The 16723-nt window shown below is 73.9% G+C and carries 19 protein-coding genes; 8 read left to right on the top strand and 11 right to left on the bottom strand.

Features of this window, described 5'->3' with window-relative positions; all coding sequences use genetic code 11:
* Window positions 1-91 precede the first annotated feature (91 nt).
* A complete protein-coding gene (gene xseA, locus ABZS80_RS00970; RefSeq protein ID WP_355053822.1) occupies window positions 92-1306 on the top strand; it encodes an exodeoxyribonuclease VII large subunit in 1215 nt (404 codons plus the stop codon).
* 14 nt (window positions 1307-1320) lie between these two features.
* On the top strand, window positions 1321-1533 hold the full coding sequence (locus ABZS80_RS00965) for an exodeoxyribonuclease VII small subunit (RefSeq protein WP_355053821.1): 213 nt from the start codon (window positions 1321-1323) through the stop codon (window positions 1531-1533).
* A gap of 35 nt (window positions 1534-1568) precedes the next feature.
* Here the strand turns inward: ABZS80_RS00965 and ABZS80_RS00960 are convergent, their stop codons facing one another.
* Window positions 1569-2408 (bottom strand): hypothetical protein, encoded by an 840-nt coding sequence (locus tag ABZS80_RS00960; RefSeq protein ID WP_355053820.1) that lies wholly within the window; start codon window positions 2406-2408, stop codon window positions 1569-1571.
* 202 nt (window positions 2409-2610) lie between these two features.
* Window positions 2611-3306 carry a DUF4245 family protein gene (locus ABZS80_RS00955; RefSeq protein ID WP_355053819.1) on the bottom strand — a complete coding sequence of 232 codons (696 nt, stop codon included), beginning with the start codon at window positions 3304-3306 and terminating at the stop codon, window positions 2611-2613.
* A gap of 159 nt (window positions 3307-3465) precedes the next feature.
* Between ABZS80_RS00955 and glpX the strand changes: the two genes are divergently transcribed.
* Window positions 3466-4497 carry a class II fructose-bisphosphatase gene (gene glpX / locus ABZS80_RS00950; RefSeq protein WP_091313972.1) on the top strand — a complete coding sequence of 344 codons (1032 nt, stop codon included), beginning with the start codon at window positions 3466-3468 and terminating at the stop codon, window positions 4495-4497.
* Window positions 4498-4526: 29 nt separating this feature from the next.
* Complete coding sequence (locus tag ABZS80_RS00945) at window positions 4527-5495, top strand: DMT family transporter (RefSeq protein ID WP_355054183.1); 969 nt, start codon at window positions 4527-4529, stop codon at window positions 5493-5495.
* On the opposite strand, the gene ABZS80_RS00940 is transcribed toward ABZS80_RS00945, so the two are convergent.
* The gene (locus tag ABZS80_RS00940) at window positions 5464-6381 is read right to left on the bottom strand and encodes an NAD-dependent epimerase/dehydratase family protein (RefSeq protein WP_355053818.1); all 918 of its coding nucleotides are present in this window, start codon (window positions 6379-6381) and stop codon (window positions 5464-5466) included. The genes ABZS80_RS00945 and ABZS80_RS00940 overlap by 32 nt on opposite strands.
* Window positions 6382-6517: 136 nt before the next feature.
* Between ABZS80_RS00940 and ABZS80_RS00935 the strand changes: the two genes are divergently transcribed.
* Window positions 6518-7210 carry a TetR/AcrR family transcriptional regulator gene (locus ABZS80_RS00935; RefSeq protein WP_355053817.1) on the top strand — a complete coding sequence of 231 codons (693 nt, stop codon included), beginning with the start codon at window positions 6518-6520 and terminating at the stop codon, window positions 7208-7210.
* A 17-nt stretch (window positions 7211-7227) separates the two neighbouring features.
* Here the strand turns inward: ABZS80_RS00935 and ABZS80_RS00930 are convergent, their stop codons facing one another.
* From ABZS80_RS00930 to ABZS80_RS00905, 6 genes are all read right to left on the bottom strand, one after another.
* Window positions 7228-8196: an NAD(P)/FAD-dependent oxidoreductase gene (locus ABZS80_RS00930; protein WP_151464585.1), complete on the bottom strand. Its 969-nt coding sequence runs from the start codon at window positions 8194-8196 to the stop codon at window positions 7228-7230.
* A 103-nt stretch (window positions 8197-8299) separates the two neighbouring features.
* Entirely contained in the window at window positions 8300-8959 is a 660-nt protein-coding gene (locus ABZS80_RS00925; RefSeq protein ID WP_151464584.1) for a rhomboid family intramembrane serine protease, read from the bottom strand.
* 100 nt (window positions 8960-9059) lie between these two features.
* On the bottom strand, window positions 9060-9740 hold the full coding sequence (locus ABZS80_RS00920) for a lytic transglycosylase domain-containing protein (RefSeq protein ID WP_355053816.1): 681 nt from the start codon (window positions 9738-9740) through the stop codon (window positions 9060-9062).
* 277 nt (window positions 9741-10017) lie between these two features.
* The gene (locus ABZS80_RS00915; RefSeq protein WP_355053815.1) at window positions 10018-11430 is read right to left on the bottom strand and encodes a PhoH family protein; all 1413 of its coding nucleotides are present in this window, start codon (window positions 11428-11430) and stop codon (window positions 10018-10020) included.
* A gap of 341 nt (window positions 11431-11771) precedes the next feature.
* Window positions 11772-12206, bottom strand: a complete 435-nt coding sequence (locus tag ABZS80_RS00910) for a hypothetical protein (RefSeq protein ID WP_355053814.1) — start codon at window positions 12204-12206, stop codon at window positions 11772-11774.
* A complete protein-coding gene (locus ABZS80_RS00905; protein ID WP_091260344.1) occupies window positions 12203-12544 on the bottom strand; it encodes a hypothetical protein in 342 nt (113 codons plus the stop codon). Before ABZS80_RS00905 ends, ABZS80_RS00910 begins: the two co-directional genes overlap by 4 nt.
* A gap of 264 nt (window positions 12545-12808) precedes the next feature.
* On the opposite strand from ABZS80_RS00905, the gene ABZS80_RS00900 reads away from it, so the two are divergent.
* The 3 genes from ABZS80_RS00900 (at window position 12809) to otsB (ending at window position 14661) form a co-directional block, all read left to right on the top strand.
* A complete protein-coding gene (locus ABZS80_RS00900; protein ID WP_355053813.1) occupies window positions 12809-13249 on the top strand; it encodes a helix-turn-helix transcriptional regulator in 441 nt (146 codons plus the stop codon).
* Between the two features lie 163 nt (window positions 13250-13412).
* Entirely contained in the window at window positions 13413-13766 is a 354-nt protein-coding gene (locus ABZS80_RS00895) for a hypothetical protein (RefSeq protein WP_091314007.1), read from the top strand.
* 70 nt (window positions 13767-13836) lie between these two features.
* Window positions 13837-14661: a trehalose-phosphatase gene (gene otsB, locus ABZS80_RS00890; protein ID WP_355053812.1), complete on the top strand. Its 825-nt coding sequence runs from the start codon at window positions 13837-13839 to the stop codon at window positions 14659-14661.
* A gap of 16 nt (window positions 14662-14677) precedes the next feature.
* Here otsB and ABZS80_RS00885 read toward each other — a convergent pair whose 3' ends face one another.
* On the bottom strand, window positions 14678-15448 hold the full coding sequence (locus tag ABZS80_RS00885) for an isoprenyl transferase (protein WP_355053811.1): 771 nt from the start codon (window positions 15446-15448) through the stop codon (window positions 14678-14680).
* A gap of 47 nt (window positions 15449-15495) precedes the next feature.
* Window positions 15496-16617, bottom strand: a complete 1122-nt coding sequence (locus tag ABZS80_RS00880; protein ID WP_355053810.1) for a geranylgeranyl reductase family protein — start codon at window positions 16615-16617, stop codon at window positions 15496-15498.
* Window positions 16618-16723: the final 106 nt, after the last annotated feature.

Here is a 16723-nt window from a genome sequence, read left to right as displayed (position 1 = left end):
CCGGTGCCCGGCCGGACTGCGAGCTGTGCCACGTCCGGGGCACGCCCCCGGCTGACGGGGCGTCGTCGGGGGTGGGCCTTAGGGTGGGCGGGTGAGCGATGGGGAGCGGAGCACGTCCGAGGAGCCGTGGCCGGTCCGGGTGGTCAGCCAGAAGGTCGGGGCCTGGATCGCCCGGCTGGGGTGGGTGTGGGTCGACGGGCAGATCGCGCAGATCAGCCGGCGGCCGGGGGCGAGCACGGTCTTCCTGACGCTGCGTGACCCGTCGGCCGATCTCAGCCTGACCGTCACCACCAACCGCGACGTGCTCGACGCGGGCGCACCCGAGCTGAGCGAGGGCGCCCGGGTGGTGCTGCACGCCAAGCCGGAGTTCTACGCCGCCCGGGGCACGCTGAGCCTGCGCGCCGACGAGATCCGGCAGGTCGGGCTGGGCGAGCTGCTGGCCCGGCTGGAGAAGCTCAAGAAGCTGCTGGCCGCCGAGGGGCTGTTCGACCGGGCCCGCAAGCGCCGGCCGCCGTTCCTGCCCGGCCGGATCGGGCTGATCACCGGCCGCGCCTCGGCCGCCGAGCGGGACGTGCTGACGAACGCCCGGCGCCGCTGGCCGGCCGTGGAGTTCCGCACCATCAACGTGGCCGTGCAGGGGCCGAGCGCGGTGCCCGACATCGTGGGCGCGCTCAAGGTGCTCGACGCCGACCCGACGGTCGATGTGATCATCATCGCCCGGGGCGGCGGCGGCATCGAGGACCTGCTGCCCTTTTCCGACGAGGCGCTCTGCCGGGCGGTCTTCGCGTGCCGCACGCCGGTGGTCAGCGCGATCGGCCACGAGACCGACACGCCGCTGCTCGACTACGTCGCCGACGTGCGCGCCTCCACGCCCACCGACGCGGCCAAGCGCATCGTGCCCGACCTGGCCGAGGAGGTCCGCCTCATCGGCCAGGCCCGGTCCCGGCTGGAGCGGGCGGTGCGCAACCTGGTCGACCGGGAGCAGCACCGGCTCGACCTGCTGCGCTCCCGGCCGGTGCTGGCCCGCCCGCAGGTGATGGTCGACCAGCGGGCCACCGACGTCACCGCGCTGCGCGACCGGGCCGGCCGCTGCCTGGATCACCGGCTCGGCGCCGCCGGCGACGACCTGCGGCACACCCTGGCGCGGCTGCGCGCCCTCTCCCCCGCGGCCACCCTCGACCGGGGCTACGCCATCGTCCAGCGCGGCGACGGGCACGTGGTGCGCGCCGCGTCCGAGGTGGCCAAGGGCGACCCACTGCGGGTACGCCTGGCCGAGGGCGAGCTGACCGCCACCGTGGACGGCTGATGGAATGGGACCCGATGACTGACACGACGAAGGACGAGCGGCTCAGCTACGAGCAGGCCCGGGCCGAGCTGGCCTCGGTGGTCGAGCGGCTGGAGGCGGGCGGCACCTCGCTGGAGGAGTCGCTGGCGCTCTGGGAACGCGGCGAGGAGCTCGCCGGGATCTGCCAGCGCTGGCTGGACGGCGCCCGGGCCCGCATCGACGCCGCCCGCCAGCGCGCGGAGGACTGAGCGGCGGGACGGCCGGAGCCGTCCCGCCGGCACGCTCAGTTGAACAGGTTGTACAGCTCGGGCGGCGCCTCGGCGACCTGGTCCGCCGGGGGCTTCTGCGCGGCGGCGGCGTTGCCGTAGTCGGTGTAGGTGATCTTCACGTCCTGCGCGGCGCTCTGCCCGGCGGCCGGGATCTTCAGCACCAGCTCGCTGAGCCGGCCCTGCGGGTCGACCTGCGCGGTGAACGGCACCGACTGCGCCTGCGCACCGAGCGTCGTGATCACGGCCGGGTCGAGCGAGCCCGCCTCGGCCGCCTTCGACACGTCGACGGTGCCCGCGTACGTGCCCTCGCCGGTCTTCCGGACCTCGGTGACGCCCTGGGTCAGCACCGCGCTGCCGGCCGGGTCGACCTTGTCGAAGTCGAAGCCGAGCGCCCGGTTGCCCTTGATCCGGGTCTGGTCGAGGTGCTGGTACTTGCCGAGGTTGAGGTTCTTCAGCCCGGGCACGCTGGCGGCGGCCTTGCCGCCCAGCTCCAGCTTCACCCAGCTGTCCGGCTTGTAGTGGATCAGGTCGAGCTTCATCATCAGGTCCGACGACGGGTCGCCGATCGTCATCCGCATCTCGGCGCTCTGGCTGGGCTCGTGCACCTGCCCCTCGGCCGTGGAGCCGGCGCCGGACATGGTGAACCGGAAGTTCCCGTCGCGGATCGCGTTGGTGGAGTCGAGCAGGGCCTGCTTGGCCTCGCCGGCGGGCGTGCCGCTCGGGGCGATGCTGCCGGAGGCGGCCGGGGTCGCGGAGGCGCCCGCGCCGGCGGTCCCGGTGTCGTTGCACGCGGCCAGGCCGGGAATGAGCAGCGCCGCGGCGAACGCGGTGGCGCTGAAACGTCGAATCGTCACGTGAACCTCTCCAGGTGGGTCGTCCGGCCCACGGAGGTGCCGGAGTCGGGACGCCGCAGCCCGGACGCCGGCTCCGGCGCACGAGCCCGGTCCGGCCGGTGGTCGGCTCCGGCGGGCTCGTGCCCTCTTCTGTTCCCTGAAGCGGTGTTCCGCAATCCCTGTCCGGTGCGGGAGAACGACCTCGCCCGGCGGCGGGGGCGGGTCAGCGCAGCGCGGTGACGAGTTCGCGCAGCTCCGCCTCGCCGGCGTCGCCGACCACGAGCACGGTGCGGTTGGGCTCCAGCAGGACGAGGGCCTGCTCGTTGCCGCGGGCGGTGTACCGCTGCCAGCTCGCGCCGCCGGGCAGGTCGGCCGGGCCCTGCGGCTGGCCGCCGCTCAGCTCGGCCGGCAGCAGCTTCTCCGCCGGCAGGTTGCTCTCCACCAGCTGCGCGCCCCGGCCCTCCGGGGTCACGTAGCCGATGCGCAGCGTCCCGCCGGCGGACTCGGTCTGGTAGCGGGCGCTGACCGTACGCCAGTCGGAGCCCAACCCGCGGGGCTCGGCGACCGGGAAGGCGTTGGCGGCGCGGGCCTGCTCGAAGACGGGCGCGGCGTCGACGGTGACCGGCGCGTCCCCGCCGAGGAAGCCCCGGTAGAAGGCGAGCAGCAGGGCGATCGGGACCAGCAGCACCAGCAGCGACAGCGCCATGTCCTTCGGCGACCGCTCGGACCGGGCCTTCTCCTTCCGGGCGGGCGGCGCGGGCTGCTCCCCGGCGTCGGCCGGCGGCGCGGGTCCGGTCGACTCGACCAGGGCCGGTTCCCCGGCCGGCGGGGTGGCCTCGGCGGTCGGCCGCACCGGCGGCTGGCCGTCCGGCGGGGTGGCGTCGGTCGGGGCGCGGTCGGCAGGCTGTGCGGGTTCCACCCGGCCATTCTCGCAGCCGCCCGGATGACGTGATCCTGGCCTCCTCCGCCCCGCTCCGGCGTCGAACCTGAGATCGTGTGAGGATCAGCGACAAAACCGGCGGCGGCGACGGCCGCATCCCGCCGGTCCACCCCGCAACGTCGCGAGGAGGAAGCCGTCATGACAACCACCAGGACGCGGACGCCCCAGGATCTCGACCGTAACCTTGCCCTCGACCTGGTCCGGGTGACCGAGGCCGCGGCCATGGCCGCCGGCCGCTGGGTCGGCCGGGGCGACAAGGAGGGCGGCGACGGAGCCGCCGTCGACGCCATGCGCAAGCTCATCAACTCGATCCCGATGCGCGGTGTCGTGGTGATCGGCGAGGGCGAGAAGGACAACGCCCCGATGCTCTTCAACGGCGAGGAGGTCGGCGACGGGACCGGTCCCGAGGTGGACGTGGCGGTCGACCCGATCGACGGCACCACGCTGATGAGCAAGGGCATGCCGAACGCGCTGGCCGTGCTCGCGGTGGCCGAGCGGGGCGCCATGTTCGACCCGAGCGCCGTCTTCTACATGGAGAAGCTCGCCGTCGGCCCCATGTACGCCGACGTGGTCGACATCAACGCCGGCGTGGCCGAGAACATCCGCCGGATCGCCAAGGTCAAGGGCACCGACCCCGCGGAGGTGACGGTCTGCGTGCTGGACCGGTCGCGCCACGACGACCTGGTGAAGCAGATCCGGCGGACCGGGGCGGGCATCCGGTTCATCTCCGACGGCGACATCGCCGGCGCCATCGCGGCGGCCCGGGGCGAGTCCGACGTCGACGTGCTGATGGGCATCGGCGGCACCCCGGAGGGCATCACGGCGGCCTGCGCGCTGAAGTGCATGGGCGGCATGATGCAGGCCAAGCTCTGGCCCAAGGACGCCGAGGAGCGTGAGAAGGCGCTGGCCGCCGGGCACGACCTGGACCGGGTGCTCTTCACCGACGACCTGGTGACCGGCGACAACTGTTTCTTCGTGGCCACCGGCGTCACCTCGGGCGACCTGCTGCGCGGCGTGCGCTACCGGGCGGGCGGGGCGTACACCCAGTCGATCGTGATGCGCTCGAAGAGCGGCACGATCCGGGTGATCGACTCCTATCACCGCCTGGAGAAGCTGGCCCTCTACTCGGCGGTCGACTTCGACGGGCGCCCTCTGGCCGAGCAGGAGTGACCGCGACCGGGACGGCGGCGTCCCCGACGCTGCCGACCACGCGGCGGATCGCCGGCACCGGGCTGGCCACCGCCTCGGGGGTCGCGGTGGCCGTCCAGTCCCGGATCAACGGCGAACTCGGTGTACGGCTGGCCGACGGGATCGCCGCCGCGGTGGTCTCGTTCGGCCTGGGCCTGCTGGTGCTGCTCGTGCTGGTCCCCGCCACCCCCGGTGGCCGGCGGGGGCTGGCCGCACTGCGGGCCGCGCTCCGGGACGGCTCGCTGCGGCCGTGGCAGTGCCTGGGCGGGATCTGCGGCGCCTTCCTGGTCGCCACGCAGGGGCTGACCATCGGCACCCTCGGCGTGGCGGTGTTCACGGTCGCCGTGGTGGCCGGGCAGTCCGGCAGCAGCCTGCTCGTCGACCGGGCCGGGATCGGCCCCACCGGGCGGCAGGCGGTCACCCCGAACCGGCTGGTCGGCGCGGCGCTCACCGTGCTGGCCGTGCTGCTGGCGGTGGGCGACCGGCTCGGCGATCCGGGTGCCCTGGCGCTGGCCCTGCTGCCGCTGGCCGCCGGGGTGGGCATCGCCTGGCAGCAGGCGGTGAACGGCCGGGTCCGGGGGGCCACCGGCAGCGCCGTGACCGCCACTCTGGTCAACTTCACCGTCGGCACGGTGGCGCTGCTCGCCACCTTCGCCGTGGAGGTGGCGGTCCGGGGCCGCCCGGCCGGCGGTTTCCCGACCGAGCCGTGGCTCTACCTGGGCGGCCCCATCGGCATCGTGTTCATCGCGCTGGCCGCCGCCATCGTCCGGTTCACCGGTGTGCTGGTGCTCGGCCTGGCCACGATCGCCGGGCAGGTCGTCGGCGCGGTCCTGCTGGATCTGCTGCTGCCCACCGCCGCCTCGCACCCCACGCCGACCACCCTGCTGGGGGCGGCGCTGACCCTGGTCGCCGTGCTGGTCGCCGCGATCGGGCCGCCGCCGCGGGCGGTCAGGCCCGCAGCGCCGCCACCGTCTCCTTGACCGCCCGGTCCAGCGGCGTCGCCTCGACGCCGAGGGTGGCGGTGGCGGCGGTCGAGTCCAGCACGTACGGCCGCCGGAACTGGTAGGCGGTCTCCCGCAACTCCCGCGCCATCGGGTTGGCCAGCCCGCCGAGCCAGAGCACCGGGTACGGCATCCGGGTCAGTCGCGGCGCGGGCGCCCCGACCAGGGCCGCCGCGCGGGTGGCCAGGTCCCGCATCGACGCGGCGGGCGCGCTGGGCACGTGCCAGGCCCGCCCCCAGGCCCGCTCGTCGGTCGCGGCGGCGACCAGGGTGCGGGCGACGTCGGGAATGTACGTCCAGGTGTGCGGGGCGTCCCAGTCGACCGGTAGGAACACCCGCTGCCCGGCGAGCACCCGGGGCAGCACCATCATGGCCAGCGAGGTGCCGCCGGCGCCGAGGTAGTCGGAGCCGCGTACCTCGGTGATCCGGGCCCGGCCGGCCCGGTGCGCGGCCAGCGCGTCGGCCCACATCCGGTTGCGGACCTGTCCCTTGGTGCCGGTCGAGGCGAGCGGGGTCGCCTCGGTCATCGGGGCGTCGACGGGGCCGTACCCGTAGAGGTTGCCGACGGTGGCGAGCACCGCGCCGGTCCGCCCGGCGGCGGTGAGCAGCGCGGCGGCCAGCGGAGGCCAGTCCAGCGGCCACCGGTGGTACGCCGGGTTCGCACAGTTGTGCAGGGCGACCGCGCCCTCGGTCAGGGCGGTCAGCCGGTCGGCGTCGGCGGCGTCGGCGGCGATCCGCTCGATCGCGGGGTGCGTGGGCCCGGTGCCCCGGCGGGTCACCACCCGCACCCGGTCGCCGCGCTCGGTGAGGAGGCGGGCCGTGGCGGTGCCGACGGGGCCGGCGCCGACGATCACGTGCAGGGCCATGAGGGCCACCCTTCGAAGCAGGAATCCAATACGAGAGCACCGCTCTCGCAACAGAGCATGGCCGACATCCCACCCGTCCGTCAAGAGCGGTGCTCTCTCTTTTGATTGGCGCTCTCATCCGTGGCAGAGTGGAGGCATGGTCGCTCACTCGCTCCGCGCCCGGGTCCGCGCCGGAATGATCGACGAGATCAAGGCGGTCGCCCGCCGCCACCTGGCCACCGACGGCGCGAACCTGTCGCTCCGCGCGGTCGCCCGGGACATGGGCATGGTCTCCTCGGCGATCTACCGCTACTTCCCCAGCCGCGACGACCTGCTCACCGCGCTGATCCTGGAGGCGTACGAGGCACTGGGCGACGCGGTGGAGGCCGCCGACGCCGCCGCCGACCAGGCCGACCTGCGCGGGCGCTGGCACGCCGCGTGTCGGGCCGCCCGGGCCTGGGCGTTGGCCAACCCCGCCGAGTACGCCCTGCTCTACGGCAGCCCCGTCCCCGGCTACGCGGCGCCGGAGGACACCGTGGCGCCGGCGCAGCGCCCCCCGGCGACCCTGGTCGGCATCCTTCGCGACGGGGTGGCCGCCGGCCGGCTCGACCCGTCCGGCGAGGAGCTGGCCGAGCCGCTGCGGTCCGACGTGGCCGAGCTGGCGGCGCTGCTCCCCGTGGACCTGCCGCCCGCGCTGCTGGCCCGGGGCATGGCCGGCTGGACCCAGCTCTTCGGGTTGATCAGCTTCGAGCTGTTCGGCCGGATCAACAAGACCCTGCCGCACCGCGACGAGTACTTCGACCATCAGATCGGGCTGATGGCCGACCTGATCGGGCTGCCCACCGCCTGAGCCGGGGCGGCCGCCGGTCAGGTGCCGTCGGAGGAGTGGCCGGGGAAGAGGTGCGCGCTCGGGTCGATGACGACCGCCGCGTTGTTGATGGCGGTCGCCGCCTCGCCGAAGCCGGTGGCGATCAGCCGCACCTTGCCCGGGTAGTCGGTGATGTCGCCGGCGGCGAAGACCCGGGGCAGGTTGGTGGCCATGGCGCTGTCGACCACGATGTGCCGCCGGTCCAGGTTCAGCCCCCACTCCGCGAGCGGGCCCAGGTCGGCGGTGAAGCCGAGCGCGGCCACCACGGTGTCCACCGGCAGGGTCTCCACCGCTCCGCCGCGTACGGTCAGCTCGGCGCCGGTGACCCGGTCCTCCCCGTGCAGCCGGCTCACCTCGGCGTTGACCACCACCCGCACCGGCAGCGCGCGCACCCGGTCGACGGTCGAGGCGTGCGCGCGGAACCGGTCCCGCCGGTGCACCAGGGTCACCGAGCGGGCGATCGGGGCCAGCGTCACGGCCCAGTCGAACGCCGAGTCGCCGCCGCCCACGATGAGCACGTCCCGCCCGGTCAGCTCGGTCGGCTGCGGTACGAAGTAGACGATCCCGGCGCCCACGAAGCTGTCCGCCACCGGCAGCGGCCGGGGCGTGAAGCTGCCCAGCCCACCGGTGATGAGCACCGCGCCGCAGTGCAGCTGGTCACCGCCGGCCAGCCCGAGCACCGGTCGCCCGTCCAGGTACGACAGCTTCTCCGCGCGGACCCCGAGCAGGTACTCCGGGCGGAAGGGCGCGGCCTGGGCGACCAGGTTGGCGACCAGCTCCCGCCCCTTGATGGCGGGGAACCCGGCGACGTCGAGGATGAGCTTCTCCGGGTACATGGCGGTGACCTGGCCGCCCGGCTCGGGCAGCGCGTCGATGACGGCCACGGAGAGCCCGCGGAACCCGGCGTAGTAGGCGGCGAACAGCCCGGCGGGGCCCGCCCCGATCACGGCGACATCGACCTCGCGCATGGCGTACCGTCACTTTCGCCAGGGGATCAACGCGTGCTGATCCCGACGGTAGGCGGGGCGGTGGCCGCGGGCAAGCACGTCCCGCCGGCGGGTGGACGTGCCGTCAGGGCAGCGTGACCGGCGGTGATCCGAGGGAGTCCCGCGTCCCGCCCTCCACCCGGCGGCGGAACAGCACGGCCGCGACGACCCCGCCGAGCAGCCCGAACAGGTGCCCCTGCCAGGAGATGCGCTCGTCGGTGGGCAGGATGCCGAGCAGCTGCCAGCCGTAGAGCAGGCCGACGAGGAGCACCACGGCGAAGTTCCACCAGCTCCGCTCGACGATGCCGCGGGTGAGCAGGATGCCGAGGTAGCCGAAGATCACGCCGCTCGCGCCGACCACCACCGAGTTGGGCGAGCCGGTGAACCACACCCCCAGGCCGCTGACCAGGATGATCACCAGCGTGGACCAGAGGAACCGGCGGGTGCCGGCGGCCAGCACGAAGGTGCCGAGCAGGATCAGCGGGATGCTGTTGCTGTAGAGGTGGTTCCAGCCGGCGTGCAGGAACGGCGAGAAGAACACGCCGTCGAGGCCCTGGATGCGGTGCGGGATGATGCCGGCGGTCACGTCGAGGTCGGCGCGCAGGCCGACGTCGACGGCCTCGATGAGGAACAGCACCGGCACGACCGCGCACATGGCGACGAAGGCCCGGCCGAGCGAGGCGTAGAACGCCTCGGTGCCGAACCGGTGGGGGTCGCCGCCCGCGGGGCCGTCGTGCCAGGTCACCCGTCAAGTGCTATCAGTAATCGGGGCGCACCGCCACTCGGGAGTGCCACGACGACGGCGGGGCGTGCGAATATCCGCACGCCCCGCCGTCGATGTCCGATCAGTACCAGCCGGAGCTCTGCGAGTGCTGCCAGGCGCCGCACGGGTCGTCGTACCGGCCCTCGATGTAGCCGAGACCCCACTTGATCTGGGTGGCCGGGTTGGTCTTCCAGTCGTCCGCCACCGAGCCCATCTTGCTGCCCGGCAGGGCCTGCGGGATGCCGTACGCGCCGGACCCCTCGTTGTAGGCCTTGTGGTTCCAGCCGCTCTCCTTGGTCCAGAGCTTGTCCAGACAGGGGAACTGGTCCATGCCGAAGCCCTCGTCGAGCATGATCGCGCAACCGACCTTGCGGTTGCCGCTGAACTCCTCGCAGGACGCCGGGATCGGCCCGTCGTACGGCTTGGCCGCCGCCTTCGCCGCGGCCTCCCGCTCCTTCTTGCGGGACGCGGCCGCCGCCTCGGCCTCCTTGGCCCGCTCGGCGGCCTCCTTGGCCGCCGCCGCGGCCCGCAGCTTCGCCTGGTACTCGGCGGCCCGCTGCTTGGCCGACACCAGGCGGTGGTCGGCCTGACGGTCGCGCTGGTACGCGTACTCCGTCCGGTCGACCTCCAGGCCGACCTGCGCGGTCAGGCCCTGTTGCTGGGTCTGTCGGTCTTCGCCCAGATAGAAGCCGCCGGCAACGCCCACGGAGAGCAGTGCGACAGCGGCCGTACGGGCGCCGAACCGGCTCCACAGCCGACTCACGAAGTGTCCCTTCGTCGGGGGCAAGGACACGGCGCGACGCGTGGCCCTGGAGCGGCCGCGCCGGCGCCGTGAGCGCCCCGACCCTCGCGGTCGCAGCCGATACACCGGTGTTCGTGGCACCTTCGCCTTGCCGTGGCGAACGATGCTCGACGATCTTCCTGATGCATGGGCGCTCGATGGACACCATTGCGCACAGTGAGGCGGTTGGGAAACCAAGGACGCCATTTGTGATCTGCGCCACAGGGTGAATGCCATCAAACCCGGGCAAAAGTAAGCCTCAGAGCGGAATGTCCTCCAGCAGATCGGTGACCATCGCGGCGATGGGAGAACGCTCCGAACGGCTGAGAGTGACGTGCGCGAAGAGGTGATGACCCTTCAGCGCCTCGATCACCGCGGTCACCCCGTCGTGCCGGCCGACCCGGAGATTGTCCCGCTGGGCCACGTCGTGGGTCAGCACCACCCGCGACCCCTGGCCGATGCGGGACAGCACGGTGAGCAGGACGCCGCGCTCCAGCGACTGCGCCTCGTCGACGATGACGAAGGCGTCGTGCAGGCTCCGGCCGCGGATGTGGGTGAGCGGCAGGACCTCCAGCAGCCCCCGCGAGGTGACCTCCTCCAGCACGTTCTCGTGCACCACCGAGCCGAGCGTGTCGAAGACGGCCTGCGCCCAGGGCGACATCTTCTCCGACTCCGAGCCGGGCAGGTAGCCCAGCTCCTGGCCGCCGACCGCGTACAGCGGGCGGAACACGACCACCTTCTTGTGCCGCCGGCGCTCCATCACCGCCTCCAGGCCGGCGCAGAGGGCCAGCGCGGACTTGCCGGTGCCGGCCCGGCCGCCGAGCGAGACGATGCCGATCGACTCGTCCAGCAGCAGGTCGAGCGCCACCCGCTGCTCCGCCGAGCGACCGTGCACGCCGAACGCCTCACGGTCGCCCCGCACCAGCCGGACGGTCTTGTCCGGCAGCACCCGGCCGAGCGCCGAGCCCCGCGCCGAGTGCAGCACCAGGCCGGTGTGGCACGGCAGGCCGGCCGCGGCGTCCAGGTCGAGCGTCTCGCCCGCGTACAGCCGGCCGATCTCCTCCTCGGCCAGCTCCAGCTCGGCCATGCCGGTCCAGGTCGGGTCGCTGGCCTGGCCGTGCCGGTACTCGTCGGCCCGCAGGCCGACCGAGGCCGCCTTCACCCGCAGCGGCATGTCCTTGCTGACGAGCGTGACCTCCCGCCCCTCGGTGGCCAGGTTGAGCGCCACGGAGAGGATCCGGGCGTCGTTCGACTCGTTCCGGAACCCGGGCGGCAGCACCCCGTCGTCGGTGTGGTTCAGCTCCACCCGGAGGGTGCCGCCCTGGTCGTTGGCGGGCACCGGCCGGTCCAGCCGGCCGTGCCGCACCCGCAGCTCGTCCAGCATGCGCAGCGACTGCCGGGCGAACCAGCCCAGCTCGGGGTGGTGGCGCTTGCCCTCCAGTTCGGAGATCACCACCAGCGGCAGCACCACCTCGTGCTCGGCGAAGCGGTGGAACGCCGCCGGGTCGGAGAGGAGGACCGACGTGTCGAGGACGAAGGCCAGGCCGGCTGGTCGGGGCTCCTCGGCGCCGGCGGGCGCGGCGGCAGCGCGGCGGCTGCGGGTGGTCCGGCGGGTCGTGGCGGTCGCGGCCGGGGTCTGGTCGGCACCGGCGGGGGTACGGCGAGTGGTCACAGGCCTGCTCCGCGGATGGGCACCCGGCCACCCGAGTTCCGCCTCTTCCGGTGCCCGGTGGGACACGGGGTCGGATGCGGGCCCCGTGCGCGAGGTCGCAGGTCCGGGCTGTCCGGCTGGCCCGGGAAAACCCCGTGCCATGCCTAGACGCTAATGGCCGCGGGCCCGGTCGGCTAGTGGTGCGAGTGGATCACCCGTACGGGGGACGGGTGGCGCGGCGGAACCGGCCGGGATGCATGCCCCCTGCGCGCATCCCGGCCGGCGGAGCCGCCGTCACCGGTCTGACCGCGGCTCCGGCGGTGCGCGTCCGCCGCGGACGGCACACCGCGCCTGGGAGGGCCTCAGCCCTGCCGCCGGACCAGCGTCCCGGTCCGCGGCCCACCGCCCGCCGCGCCGAAGGAGGAGCCGGTGTACGTGGTGCCCTGCCGGGTGGCCAGGCCGCCGAGCTGGGCGGTGGCGGTGGGGGTCGCCCGCAGCGCCGGGCCGGTGGCGGTGCGGGCGGTGACCGCGGCGGGGACGGCGGTGCCGGCGAACGGCGCGGTACGCCCGGCCTGGGAGGTCACCACGGCCGGGGCCGGGCCGGCGAGGGCCGAGGCGATCGCGGCCTGGGCGTCGCGGCGGCGCCGGTTCCAGGCGCCCCGGTCGCCGTCGAAGTAGCCCTGGCGGTAGCCGAACCGGTAGCCGATCCGGTAGCTGAGCTGGCCGTGCAGCCGGCCGGCTGCGTAGCAGGTCGAGCCGAGCACGAGGACCAGCACGACGGCGAGAAAGGGGCTCATCGCTCGTCCGCCCCGGGCAGCGGGTCGACGACCAGCAGCCGCTCCAGGTCCGCGGTGCTGACCTCCTCGACCAGTTCGACGCTGATCCGGCAGCCGTCGACGATCACCTCGGCCACCGAGGCCCGGCGGATCTCGCCGCCGGCCTCGTAGACCCGGACGCTCAGCTCGGGACAGCCGAGGTGGGTCCGCCAGGCGTCCCACTCGTCGCGGTCACCGACGCTGAGAGAGAGGTAGCGGCAGCCCCGGGCCAGGTAGAGGCGCCAGGGGGCGCTCAGGCCGGCGGTCACCCCTTCCGCGATCAGGCCGAAGGCCTGCGCACGGGTCGCGAGCTCGGTCACGAGACCCCCTCGACACCCGCGGAGTGACGCATGTGAGCACTCGTCGTCTCATGCACGTGACACACCGTAAGTTGTCTCATGGGCGTGACAGTATCAGCTTTTCGTCTGTTTGCCGCCGTACTGGCGTCCATCTATTCTGCCCGGGTGACACCCCTCAGAAAGAGCTCTGGATCGTTTACCGGGAACGGTGGATCATCGTCACGTGGGCGTGACAGCAGCGTGCCGGGCGGTGCCGTGGAGACCGACTGGCCGTACCGTCACGGGGTGACCGAGACCGCGAACGCACGGAAGATCGCCTTCGCCACCTTCGTCCGCCGGGCGCTGGAGGACGCGCGCGCCATGCGGGCCTGGAGCGGCACCGAGGTCTCCCGGCGCACCGGCGTCTCCCGCCAGACCATCAACCGCTGGGTCCGCGGCGACTGGGCCAGCGACCCCGAGGCCGAGCGGGTGGTCGCCTTCTGCCAAGGGCTGGGGCTCAACCCGGCGGCCGCGTTCGTCGCCCTCGGCTGGGACCGCGCAGCCGCCCCCCGTGCCACCCCGACCCCGCCGCCCATGGACCCCGACGTCGAGGCGCTGCTGCGCCGGCTGGTCGACCCGAACGTCTCCGACGCGGAGAAGTTCCACATTCGAGAAACCATTCGTTACCTCGCTTATCGCCCAACTCTTCCGGTCGATGTCCGAAATAGAGGTAAACAAGCCGGGTAGTTCCTCAGATGGCGAAAGAACGGAAGGCCAGACCCGATCGTTTCGCCTCGGGGCCGGATCGGACACGCTAGCGTCCACGTTTGTACTGCTAAGGGCTCGTCGTCGGCGGGGGGACGGGACACAGCCGAACCCAGCCCTGCGGGACAGAAGGAGGGGTCTGTCCATGACCCTGAAATGGTTGGCAGTCGTGGTCGCGGTGGTGTCGGTGACATCGTGCGTGACCGGCAACGTGGTGGTCGGCGTACTGGACGGCGGGCAGCTTCCCCTGGTCGTCAACCTCTTCGCGCTCATCACGGCCGGCACCGCGGTGGTCCTCGCCGTCGTCGCCGAACTGCACGACCGGCTCAACGACCGGGTCAGCGCGCTCACCGAGTTCCTGGTGGCGCGGCTCAACGAGATCGAGGCGCACACCGGCGACCGGAACACCGGCTTCGTGGAGGGCTACCTGCTGAGCCACGGGCAGGAAGCGGCCGTGGTGCCGTTCGGGCGTCGGGGACGGGGAGCCGCCGAACGCTGATCATCCGCGTCTTCCGGACGTCACATCTCGGCCACGAATACGCCGTCGTGACCGGGGTACGCTGTCGCGCGTGCCGCCGTTGAATCTGGGCAACCAGCAGCCGAAAACTCCGTTGGACGCCGCGCACGCGTGGCGCGCCACCGCCGCCCGGGCGGGTGACGTGGTGCTCTTCTTCGACTTCGACGGCACCCTCGCCCCGGTCGAGGACGACCCGACGGCCGTCCAGCCCGCGCCGAAGGTGCTCGCCGCGCTGGAAGCCCTCGCCTCGCGGGTGGGCCGGATCGCCATCGTCTCCGCGCGCCCGGTGGAATTCCTCCGCGACCACCTCGGCGGCCTCGCGGGCATCGACCTCTACGGCCTCTACGGCCTGGAGCACAGCCACTCCGGCGGCGAGACCGTCACCGAACCGGCCGCCCTGCCCTGGGTGCCCACCATGGCCGAGCTGGCCGAGCGGGCCCGCGCCGAACTGCCGCCCGGAGCCCTGGTGGAGTTCAAGCGGCTCTCCGTCGCGCTGCACTGGCGCACCGCGCCGCAGCTCGGCGGTCTCGTGCAGGAGTGGGGCCGGGCCCAGGCCGAGCGGCTGGGCCTGCGCTGCCAGGCCGGGCGCATGGTGCTGGAGCTGAAGCCCCCGGTCGACCGGGACAAGGGCATGGTCATCGGCGAGGCGGTACGGGACGCCGGCGGCGCCTGGTACTTCGGCGACGACGTCTCCGACATCAAGGCCTTCGCGGCGCTGCGCGCCCGGGCCGCCGCCGACCCGCGGTTCCTCGGCGTCTGCGTCGCGGTGGCGAACCCGGAGACCGGTCACGAGGTCGCCGACGCCGCCGACCTCACCCTGGACTCCCCCGCCGCCCTCGGCGACTTCCTCACCGAGGCGCTCTCCCACCTGCGCTGAGCCGCGCCCTGCGCCCTCAGGAGCCGTAGCGGCGCTGCCGGGTGGCGTAGGAGCGGAGGGCCCGGAGGAAGTCGACCCGGCGGAAGTCGGGCCAGTTGAGTTCGCAGAAGTAGAACTCGGAGTGCGCGCTCTGCCAGAGCATGAAGCCGGAGAGCCGCTGCTCGCCGCTGGTCCGGATGATCAGATCCGGGTCCGGCAGGCCCTTGGTGTAGAGGTGCTCGGAGATGTGGTCGACATCGATCGAGTTGGCCAGCTCCTCCACCGTGCCGCCGCTCGCCGCGTGCTCCAGCAGCAGCGAGCGCACCGCGTCGGCGATCTCCCGCCGGCCGCCGTAGCCGACCGCGATGTTGACCTGCGCGCCGCCGCTGCGGTGCCGGGTGCGCTCCTCGGCCGCCTTGAGCGCGGCGGCGTGCTGCGCGGGCAGCACGTCGAGGGCGCCGACCATCCGCAGCCGCCAGGGGTTGCCCTCCTCGGCCAGCTCGGTGGTGAGGTCCTCGATGATCTGGAGCAGCGGGTCCAGCTCGGCGGCCGGCCGGGAGAGGTTGTCGGTGGAGAGCAGCCAGAGCGTGACGTGCCCCACACCGGCGGCGTCACACCAGCGCAGCAGCTCCTTGATCCGCTCGGCGCCCATCCGGTGGCCGTCGTTCGGGTCGACGAAGCCCATCTCCCGGGCCCATCTGCGGTTGCCGTCGCACATCACGCCGACGTGCCGGGGCACCGGCGTGCCCGCGAGCTTCGCGGTGAGCCGGCGCTCGTACACGGAGTAGAGGAGTTTCCGCAGAGTCATCACCTTGCAGGGTAGCGACCCGCGCGGACGTTCCGTGTCTGGGTGGCTCATGGGCGCCGGGGAAGGCCCGCGCCGATCCTGGCGAGGGTGCGCGCATCGAGACGTCCGTCACCCAGCCCCAGCTCGACCACGGTCCGGTAGACCCGCTCGTCGCGGCGGGCGGCGCGCACCGCCGCGTCCACCACCCACCGGCGCCGAGCCAGCCAGGCCGCCACCGAGCTGTGCCGCAGGTGGGTGCCGAGCCGGCGGCGCAGCGCGTCGGCGTACCGGCGGGCCGCCGCGCCCGGGGCGGCGGCCGCGGCGGCGCCGGCCAGAGCCCCGGAGCGCAACGCGTAGAAGATGCCCTCGCCGGTGAACGGGTTGATCAGCGAGAGCGCGTCGCCGGCCAGCACCACCCGGCCCCGCCCGGGGGCCGGCCGGTGCGTGGAGAGCGGCAGGTGGTGGGCGCGCAGGTCGGTCACCTGCGCCGGGTCGGTGCCGGGGAGCAGGGCGGCCAGCCGGTCCAGCAGGTGGGCGCGGGTCAGTGGCTCCCCCCGCAGCACCTCCCCGTACCCGACGTTCGCGCGGCCGTCACCGATCGGGAAGGACCAGGCGTACGCCGGCCAGCGCGCCGACGAGGTGACGATGAGCTGCTCGGGCGGGCCGGGGCGGGCCGGCGCGTAGCCCCGGATGGCGAGCGCGAGGTGCCGGTCCGGGTTCACCGGGTGGCCGAGCGTCCGGCGCAGCACCGAGCCGGCCCCGTCCGCCCCGACCACCGCCCGGGCGGCCAGTTCCCCGTCGAGCACCACCCGGTCGTCGCGCACCTCCACGGTGCGTACGGTGTGCCGCCGCAGCTCGGCCCCGGCCGCGGTCGCCGCCGCCACCAGCCGGGCGTCGAACACCTGCCGGGGCACCGTGTACGCGGGCCGGGGCAGCGCCCGGGCCACCGTCCCGCCGCCGGGGCCGACGAGGCGCAGCGCGGGCAGCGGCGCGTACCCGTCGACCGCCCCGGTCACGCCCAGCTCGGCGAGGACGTCCAGCGCGTGCGCGGCGATGCCGTCCCCGCACGCCTTGTCCCGTGGAAAGTCGTGCCGGTCGAGCAGCAGCACGCGCTGGGCGCCGGCCCGCCGCGCCCCGAGCGCGGCGGCCGCCCCGGCGGGCCCGGCCCCGACGACGATGACGTCCCACACACCCCCATCCTCCCAACCAGAACCCCCACCCCGGCCCCGCCGCGCCCCACCCACCGGCGTTGATCAAGAGGTTTGCGTCAGGAAGCGGCCGATTCCTGACGCAAAC

This window comes from Micromonospora sp. NPDC005305, from assembly GCF_040607315.1.
GTDB lineage: Bacteria > Actinomycetota > Actinomycetes > Mycobacteriales > Micromonosporaceae > Micromonospora.
Note: the sequence above shows the minus strand (reverse complement) of the source record. Positions and strands in the feature narration are given on the sequence as shown.

Coding starts and splice junctions, on each gene's coding strand:
- ABZS80_RS00965 (WP_355053821.1), top strand. CDS start 1,321: ATGACTGACACGACGAAGGACGAGCGGCTCAGCTACGAGCAGGCCCGG.
- glpX (WP_091313972.1), top strand. CDS start 3,466: ATGACAACCACCAGGACGCGGACGCCCCAGGATCTCGACCGTAACCTT.
- ABZS80_RS00940 (WP_355053818.1), bottom strand. CDS start 6,381: ATGGCCCTGCACGTGATCGTCGGCGCCGGCCCCGTCGGCACCGCCACG.
- ABZS80_RS00935 (WP_355053817.1), top strand. CDS start 6,518: ATGGTCGCTCACTCGCTCCGCGCCCGGGTCCGCGCCGGAATGATCGAC.
- ABZS80_RS00930 (WP_151464585.1), bottom strand. CDS start 8,196: ATGCGCGAGGTCGATGTCGCCGTGATCGGGGCGGGCCCCGCCGGGCTG.
- ABZS80_RS00910 (WP_355053814.1), bottom strand. CDS start 12,206: ATGAGCCCCTTTCTCGCCGTCGTGCTGGTCCTCGTGCTCGGCTCGACC.
- ABZS80_RS00895 (WP_091314007.1), top strand. CDS start 13,413: ATGACCCTGAAATGGTTGGCAGTCGTGGTCGCGGTGGTGTCGGTGACA.
- ABZS80_RS00885 (WP_355053811.1), bottom strand. CDS start 15,448: ATGACTCTGCGGAAACTCCTCTACTCCGTGTACGAGCGCCGGCTCACC.